General features: G+C 72.1%; 24 protein-coding genes and 1 pseudogene. 15 read left to right on the plus strand and 10 right to left on the minus strand.

The genetic code is table 11. The annotated features are described in order from the left end of the window. Position 1: 1 nt before the first annotated feature. The 4 genes from ACQP0U_RS13150 to ACQP0U_RS13165 all read left to right on the plus strand — a co-directional run bounded on the left by ACQP0U_RS13150 (position 2) and on the right by ACQP0U_RS13165 (position 2,434). Complete coding sequence (locus ACQP0U_RS13150; RefSeq protein ID WP_433318896.1) at positions 2 to 205, plus strand: hypothetical protein; 204 nt, start codon at positions 2 to 4, stop codon at positions 203 to 205. Positions 206 to 303: 98 nt separating this feature from the next. After that, complete coding sequence (locus tag ACQP0U_RS13155; protein ID WP_433318899.1) at positions 304 to 1,584, plus strand: serine/threonine-protein kinase; 1,281 nt, start codon at positions 304 to 306, stop codon at positions 1,582 to 1,584. Next, positions 1,502 to 1,759, plus strand: coding sequence for a hypothetical protein (locus tag ACQP0U_RS13160; RefSeq protein WP_433318902.1), 258 nt, complete (start codon positions 1,502 to 1,504; stop codon positions 1,757 to 1,759). Before ACQP0U_RS13155 ends, ACQP0U_RS13160 begins: the two co-directional genes overlap by 83 nt. Before the next feature lie 33 nt (positions 1,760 to 1,792). After that, entirely contained in the window at positions 1,793 to 2,434 is a 642-nt protein-coding gene (locus ACQP0U_RS13165; RefSeq protein WP_433318905.1) for a histidine phosphatase family protein, read from the plus strand. A 47-nt stretch (positions 2,435 to 2,481) separates the two neighbouring features. Here ACQP0U_RS13165 and ACQP0U_RS13170 read toward each other — a convergent pair whose 3' ends face one another. The 4 genes from ACQP0U_RS13170 to ACQP0U_RS13185 form a co-directional block, all read right to left on the minus strand. After that, on the minus strand, positions 2,482 to 2,982 hold the full coding sequence (locus tag ACQP0U_RS13170; protein WP_433318908.1) for a DinB family protein: 501 nt from the start codon (positions 2,980 to 2,982) through the stop codon (positions 2,482 to 2,484). Positions 2,983 to 3,028: 46 nt separating this feature from the next. Beyond that, positions 3,029 to 3,469 carry a VOC family protein gene (locus ACQP0U_RS13175; protein ID WP_433318910.1) on the minus strand — a complete coding sequence of 147 codons (441 nt, stop codon included), beginning with the start codon at positions 3,467 to 3,469 and terminating at the stop codon, positions 3,029 to 3,031. Between the two features lie 46 nt (positions 3,470 to 3,515). Continuing rightward, entirely contained in the window at positions 3,516 to 4,319 is an 804-nt protein-coding gene (locus ACQP0U_RS13180; protein WP_433318913.1) for an alpha/beta fold hydrolase, read from the minus strand. Positions 4,320 to 4,384: 65 nt separating this feature from the next. Beyond that, positions 4,385 to 5,167: a carbon-nitrogen hydrolase family protein gene (locus ACQP0U_RS13185; RefSeq protein WP_433318916.1), complete on the minus strand. Its 783-nt coding sequence runs from the start codon at positions 5,165 to 5,167 to the stop codon at positions 4,385 to 4,387. Here ACQP0U_RS13185 and ACQP0U_RS13190 point away from each other — a divergent pair. The 5 genes from ACQP0U_RS13190 to ACQP0U_RS13210 all read left to right on the plus strand — a co-directional run bounded on the left by ACQP0U_RS13190 (position 5,166) and on the right by ACQP0U_RS13210 (position 10,340). Continuing rightward, positions 5,166 to 5,948, plus strand: coding sequence for a DedA family protein (locus ACQP0U_RS13190; protein ID WP_433318919.1), 783 nt, complete (start codon positions 5,166 to 5,168; stop codon positions 5,946 to 5,948). The genes ACQP0U_RS13185 and ACQP0U_RS13190 overlap by 2 nt on opposite strands. A 33-nt stretch (positions 5,949 to 5,981) precedes the next feature. Continuing rightward, positions 5,982 to 7,160 (plus strand): sensor histidine kinase, encoded by a 1,179-nt coding sequence (locus ACQP0U_RS13195; protein WP_433318922.1) that lies wholly within the window; start codon positions 5,982 to 5,984, stop codon positions 7,158 to 7,160. Further along, positions 7,151 to 7,795 (plus strand): response regulator, encoded by a 645-nt coding sequence (locus ACQP0U_RS13200; RefSeq protein ID WP_433318925.1) that lies wholly within the window; start codon positions 7,151 to 7,153, stop codon positions 7,793 to 7,795. Before ACQP0U_RS13195 ends, ACQP0U_RS13200 begins: the two co-directional genes overlap by 10 nt. A gap of 678 nt (positions 7,796 to 8,473) precedes the next feature. Further along, positions 8,474 to 9,034, plus strand: coding sequence for a hypothetical protein (locus ACQP0U_RS13205; RefSeq protein ID WP_433318927.1), 561 nt, complete (start codon positions 8,474 to 8,476; stop codon positions 9,032 to 9,034). An 886-nt stretch (positions 9,035 to 9,920) separates the two neighbouring features. Continuing rightward, complete coding sequence (locus ACQP0U_RS13210) at positions 9,921 to 10,340, plus strand: protein-tyrosine phosphatase family protein (RefSeq protein ID WP_433318930.1); 420 nt, start codon at positions 9,921 to 9,923, stop codon at positions 10,338 to 10,340. Positions 10,341 to 10,400: 60 nt separating this feature from the next. Here ACQP0U_RS13210 and ACQP0U_RS13215 read toward each other — a convergent pair whose 3' ends face one another. Then, complete coding sequence (locus ACQP0U_RS13215) at positions 10,401 to 12,683, minus strand: ATP-binding cassette domain-containing protein (protein WP_433318933.1); 2,283 nt, start codon at positions 12,681 to 12,683, stop codon at positions 10,401 to 10,403. Between the two features lie 166 nt (positions 12,684 to 12,849). Here ACQP0U_RS13215 and ACQP0U_RS13220 point away from each other — a divergent pair, with 166 nt between their 5' ends. The 3 genes and pseudogenes from ACQP0U_RS13220 (at position 12,850) to ACQP0U_RS13230 (ending at position 15,752) form a co-directional block, all read left to right on the plus strand. Further along, the gene (locus ACQP0U_RS13220; protein ID WP_433318936.1) at positions 12,850 to 13,578 is read left to right on the plus strand and encodes a MerR family transcriptional regulator; all 729 of its coding nucleotides are present in this window, start codon (positions 12,850 to 12,852) and stop codon (positions 13,576 to 13,578) included. Positions 13,579 to 13,625: 47 nt separating this feature from the next. After that, a pseudogene (locus ACQP0U_RS13225) lies at positions 13,626 to 14,833 on the plus strand (D-alanyl-D-alanine carboxypeptidase family protein). A gap of 70 nt (positions 14,834 to 14,903) precedes the next feature. Continuing rightward, on the plus strand, positions 14,904 to 15,752 hold the full coding sequence (locus ACQP0U_RS13230; RefSeq protein WP_433318939.1) for a peptidylprolyl isomerase: 849 nt from the start codon (positions 14,904 to 14,906) through the stop codon (positions 15,750 to 15,752). 132 nt (positions 15,753 to 15,884) lie between these two features. Here the strand turns inward: ACQP0U_RS13230 and ACQP0U_RS13235 are convergent, their stop codons facing one another. After that, the gene (locus tag ACQP0U_RS13235) at positions 15,885 to 16,922 is read right to left on the minus strand and encodes a LacI family DNA-binding transcriptional regulator (RefSeq protein WP_433318942.1); all 1,038 of its coding nucleotides are present in this window, start codon (positions 16,920 to 16,922) and stop codon (positions 15,885 to 15,887) included. 257 nt (positions 16,923 to 17,179) lie between these two features. On the opposite strand from ACQP0U_RS13235, the gene ACQP0U_RS13240 reads away from it, so the two are divergent. Then, complete coding sequence (locus ACQP0U_RS13240) at positions 17,180 to 18,016, plus strand: M15 family metallopeptidase (RefSeq protein WP_433318945.1); 837 nt, start codon at positions 17,180 to 17,182, stop codon at positions 18,014 to 18,016. 16 nt (positions 18,017 to 18,032) lie between these two features. On the opposite strand, the gene ACQP0U_RS13245 is transcribed toward ACQP0U_RS13240, so the two are convergent. Beyond that, the gene (locus tag ACQP0U_RS13245; protein ID WP_433318947.1) at positions 18,033 to 19,220 is read right to left on the minus strand and encodes a spore photoproduct lyase family protein; all 1,188 of its coding nucleotides are present in this window, start codon (positions 19,218 to 19,220) and stop codon (positions 18,033 to 18,035) included. 157 nt (positions 19,221 to 19,377) lie between these two features. On the opposite strand from ACQP0U_RS13245, the gene ACQP0U_RS13250 reads away from it, so the two are divergent. Further along, positions 19,378 to 20,688: an RICIN domain-containing protein gene (locus tag ACQP0U_RS13250; protein WP_433318950.1), complete on the plus strand. Its 1,311-nt coding sequence runs from the start codon at positions 19,378 to 19,380 to the stop codon at positions 20,686 to 20,688. Positions 20,689 to 20,724: 36 nt separating this feature from the next. On the opposite strand, the gene ACQP0U_RS13255 is transcribed toward ACQP0U_RS13250, so the two are convergent. Then, complete coding sequence (locus ACQP0U_RS13255) at positions 20,725 to 21,690, minus strand: helix-turn-helix transcriptional regulator (protein ID WP_433318953.1); 966 nt, start codon at positions 21,688 to 21,690, stop codon at positions 20,725 to 20,727. Between the two features lie 384 nt (positions 21,691 to 22,074). Here ACQP0U_RS13255 and ACQP0U_RS13260 point away from each other — a divergent pair, with 384 nt between their 5' ends. After that, on the plus strand, positions 22,075 to 23,274 hold the full coding sequence (locus ACQP0U_RS13260; protein WP_091406679.1) for an RtcB family protein: 1,200 nt from the start codon (positions 22,075 to 22,077) through the stop codon (positions 23,272 to 23,274). Positions 23,275 to 23,316: 42 nt separating this feature from the next. On the opposite strand, the gene ACQP0U_RS13265 is transcribed toward ACQP0U_RS13260, so the two are convergent. Both ACQP0U_RS13265 and ACQP0U_RS13270 read right to left on the minus strand, forming a co-directional pair. Beyond that, positions 23,317 to 24,108: a maleylpyruvate isomerase family mycothiol-dependent enzyme gene (locus tag ACQP0U_RS13265; RefSeq protein WP_433318956.1), complete on the minus strand. Its 792-nt coding sequence runs from the start codon at positions 24,106 to 24,108 to the stop codon at positions 23,317 to 23,319. A 109-nt stretch (positions 24,109 to 24,217) separates the two neighbouring features. Continuing rightward, the gene (locus ACQP0U_RS13270) at positions 24,218 to 25,711 is read right to left on the minus strand and encodes a DHA2 family efflux MFS transporter permease subunit (RefSeq protein WP_433318959.1); all 1,494 of its coding nucleotides are present in this window, start codon (positions 25,709 to 25,711) and stop codon (positions 24,218 to 24,220) included. Between the last annotated feature and the right edge of the window lie 7 nt (positions 25,712 to 25,718).

The following is a 25,718-nucleotide window of genomic DNA, read 5'->3' on the forward strand; positions in this document are numbered from 1 at the left end:
CATGGAACTTCCCACCGGATACATCACCGCGCTCGACGCCATGAACCGGCACGTCAACTCGGCCCGACCGGACGCCCCGGTCCAGGTCGAACACCCCCGTCGGGCCCTGCTCGCCCCGACCCGGCAGGCCACCGCCGTCGCCCTGCGCCGGCTCGCCGACCGCATCCAGCCGCGACCAATGCCCGCCACCCCGCGCTGCTCCTGACCCGCACCAATCCCATTCCGGTACGGGCGGGACGAACGGTGTGGGGTCGGGCACGCAGAGTGGTCGAGTGGGGCATTGCCAGGCAGACTGGTGAAGCCATGTCGCCGCTCATGCCCACTCTCCGCCTCCACGACCGCTACGTACTGCACGAGCGGATCGGTCTCGGTGGCATGTCCGAGGTGTGGCGAGGCGACGACGAGGTGCTGGGGCGGCCGGTCGCGATCAAGGTGCTGGCCGGGCAGTTCGCCACCGACCCGCAGCTGCGGGCCACCATCCAACGCGAGGCCCGCGCGGCCGCCCGGCTGACCCACCCACACGTCACCCAGGTGTACGACTACGCCGAGGCGACCCTCGACGGCGGCGTCGTGGTCCCGTACCTCGTGATGGAGCTGGTCGACGGTCACAACCTCGCCGACCGGCTGCGGACCGGGCCGCTGCCCTGGCCGGAGGCGGTCCGGGTGGCCGGGCAGATCGCCGCCGCGCTGGCCGCCGCGCACCGCATCGGCGTCGTGCACCGCGACGTCAAGCCCGGCAACGTCATGCTCACCGACACCGGCGCCAAGGTGCTCGACTTCGGCATCGCCGCGCTCGGCAGCCTCGACAGCCAGTCCGGCGAACCGCTGATGGGCACCCCCGCCTACTTCGCCCCGGAACGGCTGACCGCCGGCCCGCCCGACCCGGCGAGCGACGTGTACGCCCTCGGCGCACTGCTCTACCGCAGCCTCACCGGGCGGGCGCCACTGCCGGTGCAGAGCTGGGAGGACGCGCTGGAGGTGCACCGACGGGGCACCCCGGTGCCGCCGCTGCGGGTGCCCGGCCTACCCGCCGACATCGCCGAGCTGACCGTCGCCTGCCTGGCCGCCAACCCGGCCGACCGGCCGAGCGCCGCGCACCTGGCCCGCCGCTTCGGCGCCGGCCAGCCGGTCGAGCCGCCCACCGAGCTGCTGCGCATCCGGCCGGCCGCCCACCCCCACCCTGATCGACAGGTCGGTGGTGGCCCGCCCCGCCCCGCCTGCCGCCGCCCCGGTCCGACGCCGATCGCGTCGGCCCCTCGCCGCTCTCGTCGCGGCCGTCCTCGCCGTGCTGATCGGCGTCGGCGTCCTGCTCGCGGAAAATCCGCTCGGCAACCCGGGCACACCCGACCCGGCCGAGATCGCCGACGCGCCCTCGACCTCCGCTCCGGCCTCCGCACCCACGACGCACTCGCCGACGCCGGCCGCACCGTCCTCGCCAACCTCAGCCGCCAGCTCCGCGCCCCCGACCGTCGGGCAGCAGATACCTGTCAGCTTCCGGGAGGTGACAAGCGAGTTCGCCGCCGTCCTCGCCACCGCGGTCGCCCGCGACGACGTCGACCCGAAGACCGCCGACGACCTGCGTGACGACCTCGCCGACCTCAACCGCCGCACCAGGGACCGCGCCAAGCGTGTCGCCGACCTGCGCGACCACATCGCCGAGTTGGTACGGCGGGACCGCCTACCAGCGCAGACGGGCGCGAAACTGGACGCTCTGCTCATGCGGGCCGACAGCTTCTCCACCGGCCGTACGGACGACTGACACCCCCGTCGATACCGCTGGCATGATGTCCCGATGCGGACACGTCTGATCTTCGTTCGACACGGCGAGTCGGTCCACCAGCTCGAAGGAACCGTCGGCGGGCCACATGGCTGTCGGGGCCTCACCCCGCACGGCCACGAGCAGGCACACGACCTGGCGAAGCGGCTCATCGGCGACGTCGCCACCGACGGGCCGGTGGCCGTCTACTCGTCCGTGCTGCGCAGGGCTGTCGAGACCGCGCAACCGATCGGCGCGGCGTTCGGCGTGCGGCCCGTCGCCGACTGTGGTCTCTGCACCTGGCACACACCCCCGTACGCCGACGGCCTGCCGACCGCCCGTTTCCGCACCGAACACGCGGTGGCGGGTGGCGGCGTGTTCCGACCGTTCGAGGAGGGCAACGAGAGCTGGGCCGAACTGGTGGTCCGGGTCAGCCGCGCGATCATGGAGATCGCCCACCGGCACCGGGGCTCCACGGTGGTCCTGGTCGGCCACAGCGAGACCGTCGAGGGCGCGTTCCACGCGCTCGCCGCGCAGCCGGTCTTCCGGGCGTTCGACCTGGACGTGCCCCCGGCCTCGATCACCGAATGGACCACCGACCACGACCCCGGCGGCTGGCCGCCGGCCCGCTGGACGTTGCGTCGCTTCGCGGACACCGGTGGGTGGGCCAGGGGCTAGCGCCCCTGCCCCGTCCGCCGGCTCGACCAGCTCGGGCCGCGGCGACGCTATTCGGCGGCGAGGATCTGCTCGCGCAGGATCTCCGCGTGCCCGCAGTGCTGGGCAAGCTCGCGCAGCACGTGCAGGTAGACCCAGCGCAGCGGCAGTGGGCCACGCCGGTTGCCGCGGAGCAGGTCGTCGAGGCCCAGGGTGGACGTGGCGCGGCGGGACGCCTCGCACGCCTCGCGGTGCGCGCGCTGGATGGTGGCGATCGTGTCGCCGTCGTCGAGGATGAACGACTCGTCCGGCGTGGCGGGGATGCCGATCTCGGCGCGCGAGCGGCACGTGACGGCCTCGTCGAACCAGACCTTCTCGACGAACGCGGCGTGCTTCACCAGACCCAGCAGCGTGGTCCGGGACGGCACCAACGACCGACGCGCCTGCTCCTCGGTCAGCCCGTCCAGGTAGCTGTTGAGCGCCCTGCGGTGCTCGTCGATGAACACCTCGAACTGCGTCTGGGCGGACTCGCCCACGACGTCATCGGCGAAGGTCCCGGGGAAGGAGGTCATGCCCGAAGCATTTCAAGGTCATCCCCGACCGCGCAAACACGATGACTCAGCCGAAGGCGATGAGGGCGCCGCGCTCGTCGAAGCGGGCCGTGCCCGCCCAGGCGATCTCCCAGCGGTTGCCCTCCGGGTCGGCGATGTAAGCGGAGCGCCCGCCCCAGGACCTGTCGGTCGGCTCCGCCACCACCGTCGCGCCCGCCGCGACGGCCGCGGCGAACGCCGTGTCGACCTCGTCGCGGCTGTCGACGTTGCGGGCCAGCGTGACACCGGACCAACCACCGGCCGGCGCGGGCACGCCCGGCGCCGCCTCGGCGGCCAGCTCCGGCAGCGGGTACAGCGCGAACAGCACACCACCGAGCAGGAACGCCGACCATCCGTCGTCGCTGCTCGGCAGCTCGGGCCACCCCAACGATCGGTAGAACGACCGCAGCGCGGCGACGTCGCGTGCTCCCAGCGTGACCACTGAGAGTCGGGAGGGGAGAGTGCTCATGAGCCGATCCTGCCCGAGCCCCACGACAGGTGCCAGACGTCGCCGGTCAGCCGGCGCGGCCGGAGAAATGGTCGGCGAGCGCCGGTGCCAGCACCTCATCGGAGACACCGTGCCACTCGCCGGGCAACGTCCGGTGCCGCCCAGCTGGCAGCGCCTCGGCCACCCCCTGCGCCCAGCCGTGCAGCCGTGCATCGCTCTGCGCGCTGTCGAGCACCAACGTCGGGATCGTGAGTGCGGTCAGTGCCTCGGCAGGTAGGGCCGTGAGCAGGGTGAGGTCGTACACCAGAGTGTGCGCCAAGGCCTCCATGGCCGGCCAGCCCGGCCCGTCGCGCATCCCGTCGATGAACTCCGCTGGCACGCCGATGCTGCGCTGGAAATGCAGCATCGCATCGCCCGGACGGCCTGCGGCGATCAGCTCGCTGATGGCCGCGGCCAGGCCCGGATCGCCCGTCGACTGCTCGCCCTGCGCGAGCGGCGGCTCCAGGAGGGCCAATCGGGTGACCGACAAGCCGCCGGTCGCGGCGAGCAACGCCAGCACCGCCCCCGAGGAGAACCCGTAGAGGGCTGCCGAACCGCCGGACGCGTCCTCGATGAGGGCCCGCAAATCCTCGACCTCCCGCTGTGGCGCGTACGGCGACGTGTCGGAGCTCTGCCCCCGGCCCCGCCGGTCATAGGTCAGCACGGTGAACTCCTCGGCCAGGTGGGCCGCCAACGACCTCATCGGGCCCATCTCGCGGAACCCGCCCGCCGCATCCACGAGGATCACCGCGGGACCGGCGCCGCTGCGCTCGTAGGCGATGGTGGTGCCGTCCGTCGAGCGGACCGTGCCCGTCGTCGCGGCCTCGCCCATGCGCTCCTCCTCGTGTCGATGACACTGCCCCACGCTAGGGGATGGGTCCGACGTCGACCGCCCGGTCAGCCGATGCTGACGCTGACCGACTCGCCCGGCGCGGTGCCCGCGCGGGCGTAGACCTCGCCGTCCGGCGTCCAGACACCCGACCGCCCGGCCGCCTCGGTGTAGCCACCGCCGGTCGACCCGGCGAAGCTCGCCACCGCCACCCACACCCGGTGCGCGGTGGCGATCCGGTGCGCCCGCCGGTCGGTCACGGCGGCGTCGCGGGCCGACTCGAGGACGCCGGCCGCGTACACGTCGATGCCGTGCGCCGCGGTCCGCGCCGCGTGCGCGGTCTCACCGGTGTCCTTGCAGATCGCCAGGCCCACCCGCCAACCGTCCACCTCGAGCACGGCCGGCGCATCGCCGGGCCGGAACCGGCGGGCCTCCGCGTCCCCCAGCCACATCTTCCGGTACGCCACTGTCGCACCGCCGCCGATCACCGCCAGCATCGCGATGTGGTCGCCCGCGACCGGCGCACCGACCAGGGCCAGCGCGTTCGTCTCGGCGCACGCCTCGACCAGCGGCGCCAACCGCGGGTCGTCGACCGACACGACCGGCGCGCCCAACTCGTACCCGGTCAGGGACAGCTCCGGAAAGACCACCACCCGCGCACGCGCCGCGCGGACCGCGGCGGCGTGCGCCAGCGCGTTTGCCGCGACATCCAGGGGTACGCACGGCGGCTGCGCCACCGCGAGCCGCAGCGGGGTGCGGCTTTCCGCACCCCCACAGGTGTGGTCGGCCCGCGCGGTCGGGCGGTCGCCCTCATGGTCGGCTCTCAGGATGACTTCGTAACGTGGGCGCATGATTCGAACGTCCCACGCCGTGTTCGCCACCGGAACCCCCGCCACCGCAGCGGAACCACCGCAGGACGGGATCGTCGGCTACGTCACTGACCTGGTGGAACGACTCGGTGGGCCGGGCGCCGGCCTGGCGGTGGCGTTGGAGAACCTCTTCCCGCCGATCCCCAGCGAGGTGATCCTGCCGCTGGCCGGGTTCGTCGCCGCGCAGGGACGGATGAGTCTGGTCGGCGCGATTTTCTGGACCACGCTGGGCTCGGTGCTGGGCGCGCTCGCGCTCTACCTGATCGGCGCGGCGCTGGGACGCGACCGGATGCGCGCCATCGTGGCCCGGCTCCCGCTGGTGAAGCTCAGCGACGTGGACCGGACCGAGGCCTGGTTCCTGCGGCACGGGGTGAAGGCGGTCTTCTTCGGCCGAATGATTCCGATCTTCCGGAGCCTGATCTCCATTCCGGCCGGCGTGGAGCGGATGCCGGTGGCCACGTTCCTGCTCTACACCACGCTGGGCAGCCTGATCTGGAACACCACCTTCGTGCTCGCCGGCTACCTGCTGGGCGACAACTGGCACCTCGTCGAGGGCTACGTCGGCACACTCCAGAAGGTGGTGATCGTGGTCTGCGTGGCGGCGGCCGCCTGGTTCGTCGGGTCCCGCGTGCTGAAGGCCCGCCGCGCCGCGCGGAACCCCGAGCCGACCGAACCCGAGCAGAGCGCACTGAACGGCGTGCCCGACCCGGACGGTCGCGGAACTCTCTACCGAAGCGGATCGTGGGCGTCGGACGAGCGCTAGTCAGTCCCACGTGCGCGAAGGAAACAACCAACGGTGGGTAGGGCGGGCGAGGTGGTGGGGGATCGGCACACCACCAGGTGGTGGGATCGGCTCCGGCTGCCGGTCGGTGTCGCCGTCGGAATCGCGACGGCCGCCGTCGAGATCACCTTCCTCGCCGTCGCGGCCGTCGCCTTCAGCGTCTGCGCGTTCGCGCCGGCCGCCGGCCGTCGGGTCGCCGACCTGACCAACGGGTACGGGAGACGGCTGGTGCGGATGGAACACCGCCGCCTCGCCGGGCTGCTCGCCGCGACGGATCTGCCCGCGCCGAACGCTGTGACGACCCGGCGGCAGGTCGGCTACCTGGCCGCCCGCCTGCTACCGGGCACGCTCGGCCTGCTGGCATACGCAGTGCTCGGCGTCGGCCTGGTGCTGGCCGGGATCGTGCTGCGCGCGGCGGTACGCGGAGAGCTGACCCTTCTCGACGCCCTGTCCCAGATCGCCGTCGGGGCGGTGCTGTTACTGCTCAACGTTCAGGCGGTCGTCAGCATCGCCGCGCTGGACATCCGGCTGGCTCGACGACTGCTCGGCCCGGGGAGCCGGGCGGAGCTGACACGGCGGGTCCACGAGCTGACCACCAGTCGGGCCGGGGTCATCGCCGCGGTCGACGCCGAACGGCAGCGCATCGAACGCGACCTGCACGACGGCCTCCAACAACGGCTGGTCGCCCTCGGCATGCTGCTCGGCCGGGCCCGCCGCGCCCGCGACGCCGACCGCACGCACGCGCTGCTCGCCCAGGCGCACGAGGACGTGCAGCGGGCCATTGAGGAGTTGCGCCAGGTGGCATGGCGGGTCTACCCGTCAGCACTGGACGGCAGCGATCTGGGCGAGGTCCTGGCCATCGTGGCCCGCGGCTCCGACGTGCCGGTGCGGATCCGCTGCGAGCTGCCGGTCCGCCCCGAGCGGCAGCTCGAGACGGTGCTGTACTTCGTGGCCTGCGAGGCGCTCACCAACGCCGCGAAACACGCCGCCGCTACCCTGGTCACGATCGACATCGGGGTACGGGACGGGTGGATCCGGATGTGCGTGCACGACGACGGCGGCGGCGGGGCGGAACCGACCGGGCGCGGGCTGTCCGGGCTGGCACGGCGGGTCGCCGCGCTGGACGGCCGGCTGCGGGTGACCAGCCCGGCCGGCGGCCCGACGACCGTGCTGACGGAGTTGCCGTGCGGCTAGTCCTCGCCGAAGACTCGACGCTGCTGCGGGAAGGCTTGACGCGGCTGCTCGCCGACGAGAACCACCAGGTGCTCGCGGCCGTCGGGACCGCCGACCAGCTTGTCGAGGCGGTCGAACGGTCCCGTCCCGACGTGGTCGTCACCGACGTCCGGATGCCGCCCACCCACACCGACGACGGGCTGCGGGCTGCCCTGGAGATCCGTCGTCGGTGGCCCGAAACCGGCGTCCTGGTGCTCTCCCAGTACGTGGAGCGGCGTTACGCCGGGCGGCTGCTCGCGGACCGTCCCGAGGGGGTCGGTTACCTGCTCAAGGACCGGGTCGCCCAGGTGGACGACTTCCTCGACGCACTCGACCGGGTCGCCGCCGGAGGCACCGCCCTCGACCCCGAGGTGGTGCGTCAGGTGGTGGCCGGCTCGGAGCGGCCCGACCCGCTCGGTCGGCTCACGTCGCGCGAACGGGACGTACTGCACGAGATGGCCCAGGGGCACACGAACCTCGCCATCGCCCAGCGGCTGCATGTGTCGCAGAGCGCGGTCGAGAAGCATGTCAACGCCATCTTCGACAAACTCGACCTCGCTCACACGACCGGTTACAGCCGGCGAATCCTCGCGGTCCTGCGCTACCTGGGCACCTGACACGCCGAAGGACTGCAGGCCCAGGCGCGGCGCTGGCAGTGCCGCCGTGATCGACTCGGGTTTCATGACATCGGGGTGTCCGGGCGTCCGGGATGCCCCGACTTCCGTGAACCCGAGTGGATCACCCGCCGGGTGCGGGGCGATTGGGTGTCGTGGCCTGGTGTGGGGTGGGTGGTTTGTTGGGTTGTGGGTGTTGGTGGGTGGTGACCGGGCGCACTCGTGGGCCGGAATCATGGCCGGCCCGGGGTCGTTACATACCCTGACGATCGCAGCACCACCGACCGCCGCCCTGGTCCTTCGGGGCTGGTCGCGTAGGTGGGAATGCCAGCCACCGGGCGGTCGTTGCAGTCCCCACGACCAACCGCAGGCACCGCCGCGATGTGGGTGCCCGGCAGGTGGGCCTCCCCGGAATGACTTAGGCCCCCGGGTCGTTACAAGTCCCCACGGACGACCGCAGGAACCGCCTCGACGAGGGCGCCTATGGATGGGCCACCCCCGGAATGACTCCGGCCCCCCGGTCGTTACACGTGGACCCGGCGCCACGAGCCCCCCCGCTCGCAGGCCGCCGACCTTGAAGACTTTCCCCGTTGCATGTGCAGCGCCGGACGAGGTGCTCACACCCTGCCGCTGTTTCCCCTTTGGCGTTCAGGGTGTTCTACCCCCGAAGGAGCTACCCCCATGAACACGATCATGCGTAAGAGCGTGCTGTCTGTTGCTGGTCTCGCGTTCGCCGGTGGTGTCTTCGCCGGTCCGATCGCCGCCCACGCCAACCCGGTGGATGCCAAGCCCGTCGCGGTGGCCGTGCAGTCGGCGGCGCCGAAGCCGCAGGGCGACCAGTCGCGCATCAGCCTGAATGACGAGCAGACCGGCAACGTGAAGGCGATCATCGCCGCGACGAAGAAGGCCGGCCTGCCCGAGCGGGCCGCGGTGATCTCGATCGCGACGAGCCTGCAGGAGTCGAAGCTGGAGAACCTCGGCCACCTCGGCGACATGAACGACCACGACTCGCTGGGCCTGTTCCAGCAGCGCCCGAGCTCGGGTTGGGGTACGCCGGAGCAGATCACCGACCCCGCCTACTCCACCACCGCGTTTTTGAAGGGCCTGAAGCAGGTTGACGGTTGGCAGGACATGCCGCTGACCGACGCCGCCCAGACCGTGCAGGTGTCGGCGTACCCGGACGCCTACGCCCAGTGGGAGCAGCAGGCCACCGACCTGGTCGCCCAGCACTGGAACAGCTGACCCACACATCCGCACCACCGCAGCACCGCACGACCCGACCGCTGGCCGGCACCCGCAATCCGGGGTGCCGGCCAGCGGCATCTCCCTTGCCGTGCGGGCGAGCGTATCGATGCGGTCCGCTGGCCCCGATTCAGCGCCGCCGGGTGCCTGGCGGAGGCGGATGGCACGGTTCGGCGGGTGGTTGCCCGCAGATCTTGGACAGTTTCCGTTCCGCGCGAACGGAAACTGTCCAAGATCTCGTGGTGCGTGGCCGAAGCGGCGGCGCGATGGCGGGTGTCGCGGTCGTCAAGCGACCCGCGAAACAGCAAACAGCGATGGGACCCGACGGTGGAACCGCCGACGGTGCGGCAAGGCAAGGCGGTGCGGCAAGGCGGTGCGGCAGGGCCACGCGATAGGGCAATGCGGCAGGGCAATGCGGCAGGGCAATGCGGCAGGGCAACGCGATAGGGCAACGCGGCAAGGCGGTTGCGGCCGTCGGCCGCCCGCCCTGGCCAGCGGTGTGGCGGGACATGTCTCAGATGCAGCGTGCCGATGCCCGGTCCAACCGTGATCGTTCCACGGTGGGACCGCCGACCGACCCGACCGGCGGTGCGATCGGATGGGCGGTGCGATCGGATGGGCGGTGCGACCGGATGGGCGTGCGGCGGGCGCGGCAGGGTGTGGGAACAACGTCGGGGCGGGGCTGGTTGTGGACAGTGTCGGTGTGACTCAGTGTCCCCGGGCCTCACCTAATATCGCCCTCGCGGAATACCGTTCGGCTGGAGCCGCGTCGTGCCACTCGCCGAGAGGCGACCTGCACACCGACACCAGCGCCGCCCCCGGCCCACAAGGCCGGGGGCGGCGCTGTCTGTGCTCGTCTCGCCGAGTGTGGCGGCACAATATCGGGGTGACTGAGGCACAGCAGTGGTCCGAGCAGTTGGGCGTACTCGTACTCCCCAGTGGGGCGACGGTGCGCGGACGCCGCATCGCTGCCGCGACCTCGCCCGCCGACTTCGCCGTGCTGCTGGCCCCTGGTCCGGATCCGGCCTGGCCGCACCGGCGGATCCGGTGGCCCGACTTCTGGGTGCCGCTCGACCGCGCCGACGCCCTCGACGCCCTGCGGGAGGCGCTGCGGCGGGCGCACGACGGTGAACGCGTCGAGGTGGCGTGTCGGGGTGGGCTGGGTCGCACCGGAACGGCCCTGGCCGCGCTGGCGATCCTCGACGGCCTGCCGGCCGAGCGGGCGGTGCCGTGGGTTCGGGCTGGCTATCACCCGAAGGCGGTGGAGACCCCCTGGCAGCGGCGCTGGCTGCGCCGCATCACCTGACCGCTGCCGCTGCCATCCGTGGCGTCGTGCCATGCCCCGGCCGGCCTCGGGACTGCGGCGTCAGCTCTGGAGGGTCACCGCCGGGTCGTTGACGTACGCGCGGAGGTGGTTGGCGGTCAGGGTGTCGCCGGTGGCGACCAGTTCGGCTGGTGTGCCGGTGAAGACGATGCGGCCGCCGTCGTGGCCGGCGCCGGGGCCGAGGTCGATGAGCCAGTCGGCGTGTGCCATGACGGCCTGGTGGTGCTCGATGACGATCACCGTGTTTCCGGCGTCGACCATTCGGTCGAGCAGGGCCAGCAGTTGGTCCACGTCGGCCAGGTGCAGGCCGGTGGTCGGCTCGTCGAGGACGTACGTGGTGGTCTTCTCGGCCAGGTGGATGGCGAGCTTGAGTCGTTGCCGTTCCCCGCCGGACAGGGTGGTCAGTGGTTGGCCGAGGCTGAGGTAGCCCAGCCCGACGTCGACGAGCCGACCGAGGATGAGGTGCGGGAAGAACGCGTACGCCTCGGTGACGGACATGGCCAGCACCTGGTGGATGTTCTTGCCGCGCAGCGTGTACGTGAGCACCTCGTCGGTGAAGCGTCGCCCCTCGCACCGTTCGCAGACGCTCGCGACGCCGGCCATCATCGCCAGGTCGGTGTAGATCAGCCCGATCCCCTTGCAGGCCGGGCAGGCACCCTGGGAGTTGGCGCTGAACAGTGCGGCCTTGACCCCGTTGGCCTTGGCGAAGGCGGTGCGGATCGGGTCGAGCAGCCCGCTGTAGGTGGCCGGGTTGCTGCGTCGTGAGCCCCGGATCGGGGACTGGTCGACGATGACGACCCCGGATCGGCCGCGCAGCGACCCGTGGATCAGGGAGCTCTTGCCGGAGCCGGCCACGCCGGTGACCACGGTGAGGACCCCGAGCGGGATGTCCACGTCCACGTCGCGCAGGTTGTGCAGGTCGGCCTGGCGGATGGCGAGTTGCCCGGTCGGCCGGCGTACGTCGGGGCGCACTGTCACCCGGTGGTCCAGGTGCCGGCCGGTGAGGGTGTCGGAGCGGCGCAGGCCGGGGATGTCGCCGGTGAAACAGATCCGACCGCCGTCGGCGCCGGCGCCCGGCCCGAGGTCGATCACGTGGTCGGCGATGGCGATGGTCTCCGGTTTGTGTTCCACCACCAGCACTGTGTTGCCCTTGTCGCGCAGCCGCAGCAACAGGTCGTTCATCCGCGCGATGTCGTGCGGGTGCAGGCCGACTGTGGGTTCGTCGAAGACGTACGTGACGTCGGAGAGGCTGGAGCCGAGGTGCCGGACCATCTTCACCCGTTGCGCCTCACCGCCGGAGAGGGTCGCCGACTCGCGGTCCAGGCTGAGGTAGCCCAGGCCGATCTCGACCAGCGAGTCCAGCAGGTCGCGGAGGTTGGCAACGAGTGGCGCGGCCCCCGGGTCGTCGACGGTACGGACGAACGCGGCCAGGTCGCTGATCTGCATGGCCGAGCAGGCGGCGATGGTGTGCCCGGCGATGCGCGACGACAGGGCCGCCGCGTTGAGTCGGGTGCCACCGCAGTCGCCGCAGGTGGTGAAGGTGACTGCCCGGTCGACGAAGGCGCGGATGTGCGGTTGCATCGACTCGCGGTCCTTGGCCAGGAGGAGTCGCTTGACCTTGACCGCCAGACCCTCGTACGTCCAGGTGTTGCTGCCCACCTTGATCTTCGTGGCCGGTTTGTGCAGGAAGTCCTCCCACTGCTGCGGGGTGAAGTCCTGGAGTTTGACGTCCGGGTCGAACAGGCCGGACCCGACGATGGTCTGCCAGTACCAGGAGTCGACAGCGAAGTTGGGCACGGTGATCGCGCCGTCGTTGAGGGAGCGTTCGACGTCCACCAACTCGTTGACGTCGAGGTCGGAGACCCGGCCCAGCCCTTCGCAGGTGGGGCACATGCCCTCGGGCAGGTTGAAGCTGAACGCCCCGGGGCCGCCGATGGACGGCTGGCCGAGCCGGCTGAAGAGGATCCGCAGCATGGCGTACGCGTCGGTGGCGGTGCCGACGGTGGAGCGGGAGTTGACCCCCATCCGTTCCTGGTCGACGACGATGGCGGCGCTGAGGTTGCGCAGCGAGTCGACGTCCGGCCGGTTGAGGTTCGGCATGAACGACTGGAGGAACGCGCTGTAGGTCTCGTTGATCATGCGTTGGGACTCGGCGGCGATGGTGCCGAAGACCAGCGACGACTTGCCTGACCCGGAGACACCGGTGAAGACGGTCAACCGGCGCTTGGGGATGTCGACCGAGACGCTGGCGAGGTTGTTCTCCCGCGCCCCGCGTACCTCGATCATGTCGTGGCTGTCGGCGGCGGACCATGCTGGCTGCGACATGCGAACCCTTCACGGAATCGTGGCGGGACCTTGGCCCGCCGAGCACTGGCGGGTTCCATTGTCTCATTCATCCCCATGTAGAGAGTTTCGGCGAGATTAGAGCGCTCGAAGCGGCAGGACGCCCCGCAAAGTCTCAAATCACGTCGTAAGCGGTACGGTGGCTCGGGTGGACGTCGCCCCGAAGGATCGGCTGCGCGCCGTGGATCTGGCGGCCACCGTCGGGATCTCGGTGCAGCAGGTGCGCAACTACGTCGAGTTGGGCGTGCTGCCGCCGGTGCGCCGCACCGCGAGCGGCTACCGCATCTTCACCAGCGAGCACGCGCGGGCGCTGGCCGTGGCGCGGCGGTTGGCCGAGGGGCACGGCTGGAGCCGTACCCGGGAGATCATGGCGGCGGTGCACGGGGGCGACCTGCCGGCGGCCCTGGCGGCGCTCGACGGCGGCCATGCCGAACTGGACCGGGAACGCGCCGAGATCCGCCGGGTACTCGGCGCGTTCGAGACCGTGCTGGCCAGCCCACCGGCGGCCCGGCCCGCACCGCGCCACGGCGCCCGCATCGGCGAGGTCGCCGCCCTGGTCGGGGTCCGGACCTCGCAGCTGCGCCTCTGGGAGGAGCGCGACCTGCTGCGGCCGGGCCGCACCCCGGGCACCAACTACCGGGTGTACGACGAGGCTGAGCTACGCGCCGCGCAGGTCATCGCGTTGCTGCGCCGAGGCGCGTACCCCTTCGAGATCATCGCCGCGGTGCTCGGCGAACTGCGGACCACCGGCAGCGCTCAGCGGGTGCGCGCCGAGCTGGCCCGCCGTGAGCAGGAGCTGCACGTCCGAAGCCTGCGCCGGCTGCGGGGCAGCGCCGCCCTGCACGACTACCTGCGCGGTCGCGGCGACGCGGGTTGACAGGTATCCCGTCCCGCCGGCCAATCTGCGTGACTAGGGTCGGGCACATGAGAGCTGCGCTGCTGGCGGCCACGACGTCCGCCGTCCTGCTCACTCCCGTGCCGGTCGGCGCGGCGGGAGCGTCCGCCGCGCCGACGGTGCGCTGCCCCGGGTTCCGGCACCGGCGGCGTCCCGCCCGCCCCGGCCGTCGCCCCCGCCCGCCGTCCCCGAGCAGCGGGTGGTCGGCGGCGCGGCGCTGGACACGGCCGGCCTGGTCGTGCCGGCCGGCGTCGCCGCGCCACCGGGGGTCACCGCCACGTCGTGGCTGGTCGCCGACCTCGACAGCGGCCAGGTGCTCGGCGGCTGCGGCCCGCACGAGTACGGCACACCGGCGAGCGTGCAGAAGCTCCTGCTGGCGGCCACGATGCTGCCCAGGCTCGACCCGAAGCAGACGGTCACCGTCACCGAGGCGGACATGAACATCGAGCCCGGCTCCTCGGCCGTGGGTCTGGTCGCGGGCGGCCGGTACACCATCGAGACCATCTGGCTCGGGTTGCTGCTCAACTCGGGCAACGAGGCCGCGAACGCGCTGGCCCGACTCGGCAGCGGGACGGACAGCGCCGCCGGCGTACGCGCCATGAACGAGCAGGCGCACCACCTCGGCGCGCTCCAGACGCACGCGGTGACCCCGTCCGGCCTGGACGGCAAGGGGCAGTTCACCAGCGCGTACGACCTGGCGCTCATCGCCCGGGCCTGCTTCGCCGAGCCGACCTTCCGCCGCTACGCGCTGACCGAGCAGACGTCGATTCCGGTGCAGCCAGCGCAACGCACCAAGGGCTTCGAGATCCAGAACGAGAACCAGCTCATCTACCGGTACCCGGGGGCGCTCGGCGGCAAGACCGGCTTCACCGACCTGGCCCGGCACACCTACGTCGGGGCGGCCGAACGCGGCGGGCGGCGGCTGGTGGTCACCCTGCTCGGCGCCGAATCGGCACCGAAACGTGGCTGGGAGCAGGGCGCCGCCCTCCTGGACTGGGGCTTCACGGTTCCCCGGGACGCTGCCGTGGGCCGGCTGGTCGAGCCCGGCGAGCTGACCGCCACCCCGTCGGCGGCGCCGTCCGCGCTGGCGGCACCCGGTGCGCCCCGACCGGCGGCGGCCAGCGGACCCGCGCGTACCGGTTCGGGATGGCTGTGGTCGGTCACCGCGGTGAGCGGCGCGACGGTGGTGGCGTTGCTGGGTGGGCTGTTGTGGCGGCGACGCCGTCGGTTGCCCTGACGGATCGACATCGGGCGCTGCCCTCCATAGACTCCGGTCTTTCTGGCACCACCAGTCCAGGAGGATCCCTGTGTCGAGTGAACTCGAACCGCGCCCCGCAGTGGCGGCACCCCGCCGGCCGGTGCGCGCCCTGACCCGCCTCGCGGGGGTGACCGTGCTCGCCGGGGCGCTGGTCGTCGGCGCGTCCGCCACCGCGCTCGCCGCGCCGAGCCCGTCGGCCGACGCGGTGCGGGCGTCCGCCGCGACGCCCACCGCTGTGGACACCGCCACCCGACCGCCGCGCGCCACCCACGGTCCGTGCGTGTACACCGAGACCCCTGACGAACCCGCCGCCCGGCCGGTGCCGCTGCCGCCCGACCCGCGACGCACCCCGGCCCGGGGCAGCGTCCGGGTGACAGTGGCGACCAACCACGGGCCGATCGGGTTGACCCTGGACCGGGCCGCCGCGCCGTGCACGGTGCAGAGCTTCCTGCACCTGGTCGGCAAGCGCTTCTACGACCGCACCTCGTGCCACCGGCTCACCGCGTACCCCACGTTGAGCGTGCTGCAGTGCGGTGACCCGTCCGGCACCGGCGAGGGCGGCCCGGGCTACCGGTACCGCGACGAGTTGCCGACCGACCTGCCGCCCGCGCCCACCGACCCGACCGGGGAGCGCAAGGTGTACGCCCGGGGCGTGCTGGCCATGGCCAACGCCGGGCCGGACACCAACGGCAGCCAGTTCTTCCTGGTCTACGCCAACTCCGCGCTGCGCCCCAACTACACGATCTTCGGCGAGGTCGACGGGGCCGGCCTGGCCACCCTGGACCGGATCGCCGCCGGGGGAGTGGCGCCGACCGCCGAGGACCCGGCACCTGTCGACGGCGCGCCGGCACTGCCGGTGAGCATCCGCAAGGCCGTTCGCTGGCACCACCACCACTGACCGTGCGGCGCGGTGGGTGACAGTCGGTCGCTCACCGCGCCGGCAGTGGGTGACGCTCGGTCGCGCACGGGTTCGGAACTTTCGGGATCGGACCGGAACTGGTCCAACCGGTTTCCGACACAGTTCCGACCGTCACGCCGGGTGGGGCGACCCGGTCGGCGGGGCGGCGGTGCTGTCGCGGACGACCAGTTCGGTGGCGAGTTCCACCCGGGGCGAGTCGATGCCCTCGCCCTGGGCCAGGCGCAGCACGGTCCGGGCCGCCAACCGTCCCATCTCGACCAACGGTTGGCGCACGGTGGTCAGCGGCGGTGAGGCCCAGCGGGCTTCCGGCAGGTCGTCGAAACCCACGACGCTCACGTCGTCCGGGACGCGGAGCCCACGGCGGCGAATCGCCTCGTAGACGCCGAAGGCCATCTGGTCGCTGGCGGCGAAGATGCCGGTCGGCGGGTCGGCGAGGTCGAGCAGCGCGGTCCCGCCGGAGAACCCGGATGCGTGGTAGAAGTCGCCCGGGTAGATCAGCGCGTCGTCCACCGGCACCCCGGCGGCCTCCAGCCCGGCCCGGTAACCGTCCAGGCGTGCACGGCTGCACAGCAGGTGCGTCGGCCCGGCGACGAAACCGATACGCCGGTGCCCGATCGAGAGCAGGTGCTCGGTCGCGGCGAGCCCGCCGGCCCAGTTGGTGGCGCCGATCGTCGGCACGTCCATGGCCGGCACGCCTGCCGGGTCGACGACCACCACCGGCACGTTGAGTCGACGCAGTTGCGCGTGCAGCGGCGGGCTCAGGTGCGAGGTCACGAAGATGACGCCGTCGGTGGCCCGGGTGCGCAGGTTCTGCAACCACTGCCGGGCCGCGGTGGGTTGCCGGTGGATCGCGGAGACCACAGTGCCGACACCCGCGCCGTGCCCGACGTCCTCCACGCCCCGGATGATCTCCACGGCCCAGGGGCTGTCCAGGTCGTTGAAGACCAGGTCGACGAGGCCGGCGCGCCGAACGCTGCGGCTGGTCCGACGCCGGTAGCCGTGGTGGCGCAACAACTCCTCGACACGCTCCCGGGTGTCCGGGGCCACATCGGAGCGACCGTTGAGCACCCGTGACACGGTCGGCACCGACACACCGGCCTCCCGTGCAATCGCGGTGATGGTCACCCTGCGTCCGTCGTCCGCGCCCACACGCGTCTCCTTCACCGAGCCGGAGGAACGACCACAAGACGTCGCCCACCGTGTGTCCCGGAACGGCGTGCCCGTTCCACGCGCCATCTTGCCTCACCGATGGGGGTTGACGACATGTCAGGTCGACCGAAGCTTCGCTGGATTTACCGAAAAGTTCCGGAGTTTTCTCGACTACTTTCGCCGGTCGGCTCGGCGGATCGCTCTAGATCGACTCGACTTTCGGGAAATCGGGGTGTCCGGGCTGATAGACAGGACTCGTGCGCCACCGCCTGGCCGTCGTGCTCGCGCTCGCCGCGCTGCTCGGCGGCTGCTCGCGGCCGGAGCCCCGCCCCGCGCCGACAGCGCCACAACCGACGAACCCCACACCCGCGCCAACCCCGTCCACCTCCGCCGCAGCCGCACTGCCGGGGTTCGTGGTGCTGACCGACCTCGACCCCCGCATCCACGCCGACATCCGCTACGCCACGCCGCACAATTTCGTCGGCCGACCGATCACCGGCTACCCGGAGCCGCTGTGCCTGCTCACCCGGCAGGCGGCCGAGGCGTTGCGCCGCGTCCAGGACGCCGCGCTGGCCGGTGGGCACAGCCTCAAGGTGTACGACTGCTACCGCCCGCAACCGGCGGTGGACGACTTCGTCGCCTGGTCGAAGCGCCCCGGTGAGCAGCAGACCAAGGCCGAGTTCTACCCGGACGTGGCCAAGAACAAGCTCTTCGCCGACGGTTACATCGGCGCGCCCACCGCACACAGCCGCGGCAGCACCCTGGACCTGACCCTTGTCGACGAGCCGGCCGCCAGCCAACCGCCGTACCGGGTCGGGCAACCGCTTGTCGCCTGCACCGCGCCGCGCGCGCAGCGCTTCGGGGACAACAGCATCGACATGGGTACGGGCTTCGACTGTTTCGACCCGCGGGCGCACACCGCCGACCCCCGCGTCACCGCGACGGCACGGGACAACCGCCGGTTGCTGCTGCGGCTGATGACCGACGCCGGGTTCGTCAACTACGACCGTGAGTGGTGGCACTACAGCCTTCGCGACGAGCCGTACCCGGACACGTTCTTCGCCGCCCCGGTCGCCCGTTCCTCGGTCGGTTGACCCACCCTCGGTGCGATCAGGTCCAGTAGAGGATCCGGCAGGCTGGCACGCGGGCGGTCAGCTCCGCGGTGAACCAGCCGCGCAGCTCGGTCATCTGCTCGCGGGGGTAGACGTACTTCACCGCGCCGAACTTGCCGTGCTTGCGGGTGCGGGACTCCTCGTCCATCTCCAGCCGGGTGCGCGGGTACCAGCCGAGCAGCACCTCCTTGCTGCCCGGCGTGAACCGGTGCGTGATCAGCTCGGCGGTCAGGTCCAGGTCCGGCACCCCGTCGACCGCCGCGCGGACCTGGTCGAGCAACTCGCCGTAGTGCTCCCGCCAGTCGGGCAGCGCGATGATCGGCGCGATGGTCAGCCCGACCGGGTAGCCGTCGAGGGCGAGCCGGCGCAGCGCGGCCAGTCGGTCCGGCACCCGGGCGGTGCCGCCCTCGAACCGTTCGCTGACCGGGGCGCAGTTGACGCTGAAGCGGACCCGGGTCCGGCCGGCGTGGGGCAGCCCGACGAAGGGGTCCACATCGGCGTACTTGGTGGTCCAGCGCAACTGCACGGGGGCGTCCCAGTCGGCGAAGTGCCGCACCGCGCGCCGCCAGCTGCCGGTCAGGTGCTCCAGGGCGAGCGGGTCGGTGTAGCAGGACGCCTCGAAGGTGGTGCCCTCGTCGGCGCGCCGCGCGTTGCGGCTGGTCACGGTGCCGCGCCCGGCGTACGCGCTCAGCCCGTCGAGGATGTCGTCGAGGTCCGCGTACACCCGGGTCACCGGGGGGCCGGACAGTGATCCGGCGAGGTAGCAGTACTGGCAGTGCGCCGGGCAGCCCTCGGCCAGGTCGACCCGCCAGTCGGCGCTGGGCGCGATGGGTTGCAGGACGCGCCGCGAGGGTGGGCTCACCACGATCGCCATCGTCGACTTGGCGCGGGCGTAGGTCTCCCGGTCGGTGGGCCCGCGTACCCCGGTGAGCCGGTTGGCGCGCAGGTGCTCCACCTCGATGCCGAGCGCCTGCACCCGCTCGACGATCCGCCGGCCGTGCGGGTGGTCGAGCGCGGCGGGGGTGGCCACCACCCGGCCCGGGGTCCAGCGGCGCGCCGGCCGGGTCGGCGGCGCGAGGCCGGCCAGGTCGCGGGTGGGCACCCGCTCGCCGCTGGCGTCGTGCGGCGCGGCGGGTACGTCCACGGCGAGCGGCTGGTCGACGTTGACGGCGTCCGGGCTGGTCACCGGGCCGGGGTACCCGCTGTCGCAGGAATCCCACCCGTTCGGGCGATCGGCGATTGACGCGATCAGGTCAGAGGAATAACCTTTTGTCTATCTGTAAACCTTGTGAACAGATGTATCTCGACGCGGCGGCGCGCGTTCCCACCGAAGGGACGATCAGGTGATCGCAGAACTCTCCTCCCGTACCAGACGAATCCTGTCATTGTTCGTCGCCCTGGTCGTCGCGTTGACCGCCGGTGTCGCGGTCAGCGCCTCGCGCAGCGCCCAGGCCGCGCCGACGTTCAAGGTCCTGGCGTTCTACAACGGCACCTGGGACGCCGCGCACATCGACTTCGTCAAGGACGCCCGTGCCTGGTTCCCGCAGGCCGCCGCCCAGCACGGCTTCTCCTGGGAGGCCACCAACAACTGGGGTCTGCTGAACACCGCCAACCTGGCCCAGTACAAGGTCGTCATGTTCCTGGACGACGCGCCGCCCACCGCGCAGCGGGCCGCGTTCCAGCAGTACATGCAGAACGGCGGGGCGTGGTTCGGCTTCCACGTCAGCGCGTGGACCGACAACCCGTCGAGCTGGAGCTGGTACTACAACACCTTCCTCGGCACCGGCTCGTTCCAGACGAACACCTGGGGGCCCACCCGGGTCACGATGCGCGCCGACAACCGCACCCACGCCGCCACCCGGAACCTCCCGGCGACCTTCCCGTCGTCGATCAGCGAGTGGTACTCCTGGAGCAACGACCTGCGGCAGAACCCCAACATCGACATTCTCGCCTCGATCGACCCGTCCAGCTTCCCGGTCGGCACGGACCCCAACCAGTCCTGGTACGGCGGCTACTACCCGCTCGTGTGGAGCAACCGGCAGTACAAGATGCTCTACGCCAACTTCGGCCACAACGCGATGAACTACAGCACCAACACCGGGCTGTCGTCCACCTTCGACAGCGCGCAGCAGAACCAGCTGCTGATCGACGGACTGCACTGGCTGGCCGGCGTCGGCACCGTCCCCCCGACCACCCCTCCGCCGTCCGACGGCCCGATCTCGCCGACCGCCTGGCACACCGTGGTCAACCGGGGCAACGGCAAGTGCGTGGACGCGCGGGCCGCGGCCAGCACGAACGGCACGGCCATCCAGCAGTACGCCTGCAACAGCAGCGCCGCGCAGCAGTACCAGTTCGTGTCGACAAGCGGCGGTTACCTGCGCATCAACAACCGCAACAACAGCGCCCAGGTGATCGACGTGACCGACAGGTCGACCGCCGACTCGGCGCGCATCCAGCTCTGGTCCTACAGCGGCGGCAACAACCAGCAGTGGCGGGCCGAGTCCGAGGGTGGCGGCTACTACCGCCTGGTCAACCGCAACAGCGGAAAGTGCCTCGACGTGCCGGGAGCATCCGCGGCGGACAGCGTCCAGCTCATCCAGTACACCTGCAACGGCACCGCGGCGCAGTCCTTCCGGCTCGTGCCGCAGTCATAGCTCCACCGCACGTCCCGCGCCGGGGTCAACCGCGACTCACCCCGGCGCGGGTCCGGCGGCGCGAGCGAACCGGGCCGCGACGTCCCGGATCACGGCCCGCAGCTCCGGCGGGTCCAGCACGTCGAAGTCGACAGCCAGGGTGCCGAGGAAGGCGGCGAGATTGCTCAGCGACTCCCCGCCGGTGTGCAGCAGACAGGCCCGCTCGTCGATCGCCTCCAGCAGGCCCGCCGTGGTGGGGATCCGCTGCGCCATGGTCTCGGCCGAGGCGTGCAGGCGTACCCGGGCGGGATGTGGCCAGGCCGTGGAGCCGACGCCGCGCAGCACGTGCGCGACCGCGTCGCCACCTGGCGGCTCGCGGGGCGCGAAGCGCGGGCCGGTCGGCACCCGGGGCTGGATCCGGTCGGCGCGGAAGGTCCGCCAGTCGCCCCGGTCGGTGTCCCACCCCAGCAGGTACCACCGCCGCCCGGTGTAGACCAGACGGTACGGCTCGACATCGCGCACGCTGACCGTGCCGTCATGCCCGGCGTAGTCGAACCGCAGCCGCTCCCGGCGGTGCGCCGCCGTGGAGACGGCGGTGAGTGTGTCGGCGTCCACTGTCGGGCCACCGCCGGCCGCCGAGACCGTCGCCGAGCGCAGGGCGTCCACCCGGTGCCGCAGCCGGGACGGCAGCGACTGCTCCAGCTTGGCCAGCGCCCGCAGCGACGTCTCCTCGATGCCGGTCACCGAGCCACCAGCGGCTGCCCGCAGCCCGACGGCCACCGCCACGGCCTCGTCGTCGTCGAGGAGCAGCGGAGGCAGCGCCGACCCGGCACCGAGCCGGTAGCCGCCGGCGACCCCCGGGTGCGACTCGATCTGGTAACCCAGTACCCGCAGCCGCTCCACGTCCGTGCGGACCGTGCGGGTGGTGACAGCGAGCCGTTCGGCCAGCTCGGCGCCGGACCACTCCCGGCGCACCTGCAGCAGAGTCAGCAGCCGCAGCAGGCGCACGGAGGTCTCCACCATGTCCGCGAGTCTGCCCTACCACCGCGTCGAGGGCCGCTCGCCGACCGGGAGATATCCATTGCGGACGCGCCCCGGCCCCCCTACTGTCGTCGGTGCACGGTCAACCGATCAACCCCGGAGGGAGTACGCCATGTCGCGACGCGTCCGCACCGATGCCCGCCGGTGCCTGCTCCCCGCCGGCACCCCTGTGCACACGACCGCCAAAACCCGTGCCTGCTGCCCGTTGCGGCGCAACGAGCCGGGGTGGCGCGACTGACGCCGACGCTGACGCGTCCGCTGGCCGCCCATCCCACCGGGATCGGGCGGCCCTTTCGTATCCACGCACCGCCACTGGCGGCCACAGTCTGATCATTATCGGTCGTCGCACGACAGAAGGAGCCCACCATGGGATTCACCCCTCTCGCCGGTACCCGGGCACCGGTCCGGGTCTGGACCGACCCGTACGCCATCGAGCCGCAGGCCGCCAAGCAGCTGCGCAACATCGGCGCGCTGCCCTGGGTGCAGGGTGTCGCCGTCATGCCCGACGTGCACTTCGGCAAGGGCGCCACGGTCGGCTCCGTGATCGCGATGCGGCAGGCCGTCTCGCCGGCCGCGGTCGGCGTCGACATCGGCTGCGGGATGTCGGCGGTGCGTACCTCGCTGACCGCCGCCGACCTGCCGGACGACCTGGCCGGCCTGCGCTCCGCGATCGAGGCCACCATCCCGGTCGGCTTCGCCCAGCGCAAGGACTCGGTCGACACGCGACGGATCAGGGGCCTGGAGCAGGCCGGCTGGGACGACTTCTGGGGCCGGTTCGCCGGCCTGGACCGGCGGGTCGCGCAGCTCGAGACGCGGGCGCAGCGGCAGATCGGCACCCTCGGCGGCGGCAACCACTTCATCGAGGTCTGCCTGGAGCAGGGCGGCGCCGACGAGGGTCGGGTCTGGCTGATGCTGCACTCCGGATCCCGCAACATCGGCAAGGAGCTGGCCGAGCGGCACATCGGGGTGGCCCGGGGGCTGCCGCACAACGCCGATCTCCCGGACCGGGACCTGGCCGTGTTCCTCGCCGGGACGCCGGAGATGGACGCGTACCGGCGGGACCTGTGGTGGGCGCAGGAGTACGCGCGGCGCAACCGTGCGGTCATGCTGGCCCTGCTCTGCGGCGTGGTGCGTGAGCACTTCCCGCAGGTCGGCTACGACGAGCCCATCTCGTGCCACCACAACTACGTCTCCGAGGAGAGCTACGACGGGGTGGACGTGCTGGTGACCCGCAAGGGCGCGATCCGGGCCGGCCGAGGTGACCTGGGCATCATCCCCGGCTCGATGGGCACCGGGTCGTACATCGTGCGGGGCCGGGGAAACACCGACGCGTACTGCTCGGCCTCGCACGGGGCGGGGCGTCGGATGTCGCGGGCGCAGGCCAAGCGGACGTTCAGCACCGAGGACCTGGCCGCGCAGACCGCCGGTGTGGAGTGCCGCAAGGACGCCGGGGTGGTCGACGAGATCCCCGGCGCGTACAAGGACATCACCGAGGTGATGGCCCAGCAGGAGGACCTGGTCGAGGTGGTCGCGCACCTCAAGCAGGTGGTCTGCGTGAAGGGCTGAGAGGCCGCGCGGGCCGGGTCACCGGCCCGCGCGGCACCCGTCTCAGAAGCCGACGAAGACCCGGCGCAGGTCGTCGAGGGTCACCGCGCCGGTCACCCGCACCCCGTCGGGGGTGTACTGGGGGCCCAGCCGCCCGGTGGCCAACCGCAGCCACGCCTCGGCCGGGGCCACCAGCTCGCCGTCGGGACGCTCCGGCGCGTCGACGACCTCGACCTTCTCGCCCAGCCGCAGCCCGAACGTCCGCTCCGGCGCGTGCAGCCGGACCAGCAGCGTGGCTTCCCGGCCGGCCAGCTCCTGCGGGCGGCTGGTCCAGGCCAGCATGCCGCCGACCTGGTCGAGCAGCAGCGCCACCGCCCCCGGCGTCACCGCCGCGAACGAGTTGAACGCCACCTCGGTGTCCCACTGGTGCAGGGCGAACTCGCTGAGCCGGAACCGGGCCGCGGTGGCCACGTCGACCGGCTCCGGCAGGAAGCCGAGGTCGATCCGCATCGAGGCGCGGGTCTCGGCGTCCAGTGCCTCGTACGCCTCGACCAGCCGCTCGTTCGTGGCGAGGAACCCGGCGGCGTGCTCGGCCGGGGACATCGCGTCCCAGCGCGCCCAGACGCCACGGTTGAAGTCCCCATCCGGGCCGGGCGCGCCGGTGCGGGCGGCGTCCAGCGTCGCCAGGTTGATCTCGGCGCCGCTGCCCAGGTGGCTCAGCACCTGGGAGACCTGCCACTCGCTGGCCCCCGACGGCCGGAGCAGGTCGTCCTCCTTGAGATCGCGTACGAGCGCGGCGAGCTCCTCGTGGCCCGCGCGCAGAGCGGTGATGATCTGGTCAGCAGGGGTCGACATGGATCTCCTCAAACGGATTTTCGACGATGGTCGGGACGTTACCGGACGTGGCCGCCGGCCGGCCCACCCCAGCGTCGGGGCGCTCCGGCCGGCGGCCACATCGGTCAGCTCAGCCCATGTGCACGGTGTTGCCGGTCGGGATGTCCTCCTTGCGGACCTTCACCAGGACCAGGGTGGCCAGTCCGGCGAGCACGATCAGCGCCGCACCCCAGGCGAAGGCCACCCGGTAGCCGTGCACGAGCGCCTCGACCTGGTTGACCGGGTTCGGCGCCCGTCCGACCAGGTAGGCGGCGACCGCGCTGGTGTAGAAGGTGTTCAGCAGGGCGGTGCCGAGCGAGCCACCGATCTGCTGGGTGGCGTTGAGCGTCGCGCTGGCCGCGCCGGCGTCGTGCTCCGGCACCCCGACCAGGGCGAGGCTGGACAGCGGGACGAAGGTGAAGCCCAGCCCCAGGCCCAGGATGACCTGCGCGGGCAGCAGGTGGGTGAGGAACGAGGTGTCCGCGTCGATCTGGGTCAGCACCAGCATGCCCAGGGCGGCGAGCGCCGCACCGGCGACCATCAGCGGCTTGGCACCCAACCGGGGCATGAGCTGGCTGGCGCCGCCCGCGGCGATCAGCACACCGGCGGTGACCGGCAGGGACGCGAGACCGGCCTCGAGGGGCTTGTACTGCAGCACCACCTGGAAATAGAAGGTCAGGAAGAGGAACGCCCCGAACAGGCCGGCGCCGATCAGCGTCGAGGTGAGGAACGCCCCGCCCCGGTTGCGGTCCAGCAGGATCCGCAGCGGCAGCAGCGGGTGGCTGGAGCGCAGTTCGATCACCACGAAGGCGGCGAGCAGCACCACGCCTGCGGCGATGAAACCGAGCGTCGCGGTGGCGTCCCAGCCGTCCTCGGCGGCCTTGGTGAAGCCATAGACCAGGGAGACGAGGCCGGCGGTCACCACGATCGCGCCGGGTACGTCGTAGCGGGTGTTGCCGTGGGCCCGGCTCTCCGGCACCAGCGGCAGCGCGAAGGCGATGGCGATGGCGGCGACCGGGATGTTGACGAGCAGGCACCAGCGCCAGTCGGCGTACTCGGTGAGCACCCCGCCGAGCAGCAGGCCGACAGCCGATCCACCGCCGGCGATCGCGCCGTACACCGCGAAGGCCTTGGCCCGCTCGGTGGCCTCGGTGAAGAGGACGGTGAGCAGCGCCAGCGCGGCCGGGGCGAGCAGCGCGCCGAAGGCGCCCTGCAACGCGCGGGCGGCGAAGAGCATCTCACCGGTGGTGGCCAGACCACCCAGGGCGGAGGCGAGCGCGAAACCGGTCATGCCGACGATGAAGGTGCGCTTGCGCCCCCAGTAGTCGGCGATGCGACCGCCGAGCAGCAGCAGACCGCCGAAGGCCAGCGTGTAGGCGGTGATCACCCACTGCCGGTTAGCGTCGGTGATCCCCAGGTCGGCCTGGGCCTTCGGCAGCGCGATGTTCACGATGGTGGCGTCCAGGACGACCATCAGCTGTGAGACCGCGATGACCGCCAGCGCGATCCAGCGCCGCGGGTGCGGTGCGCCTGTCGACGCCCCGGCGTTGGGCGCGCCGGGCGCGGTCGAGGTGGTTCCGGGCATGGTGAAG

The sequence above is a fragment of the Micromonospora sp. CA-269861 genome (genome assembly GCF_050948505.1).
Classification (GTDB): domain Bacteria; phylum Actinomycetota; class Actinomycetes; order Mycobacteriales; family Micromonosporaceae; genus Micromonospora.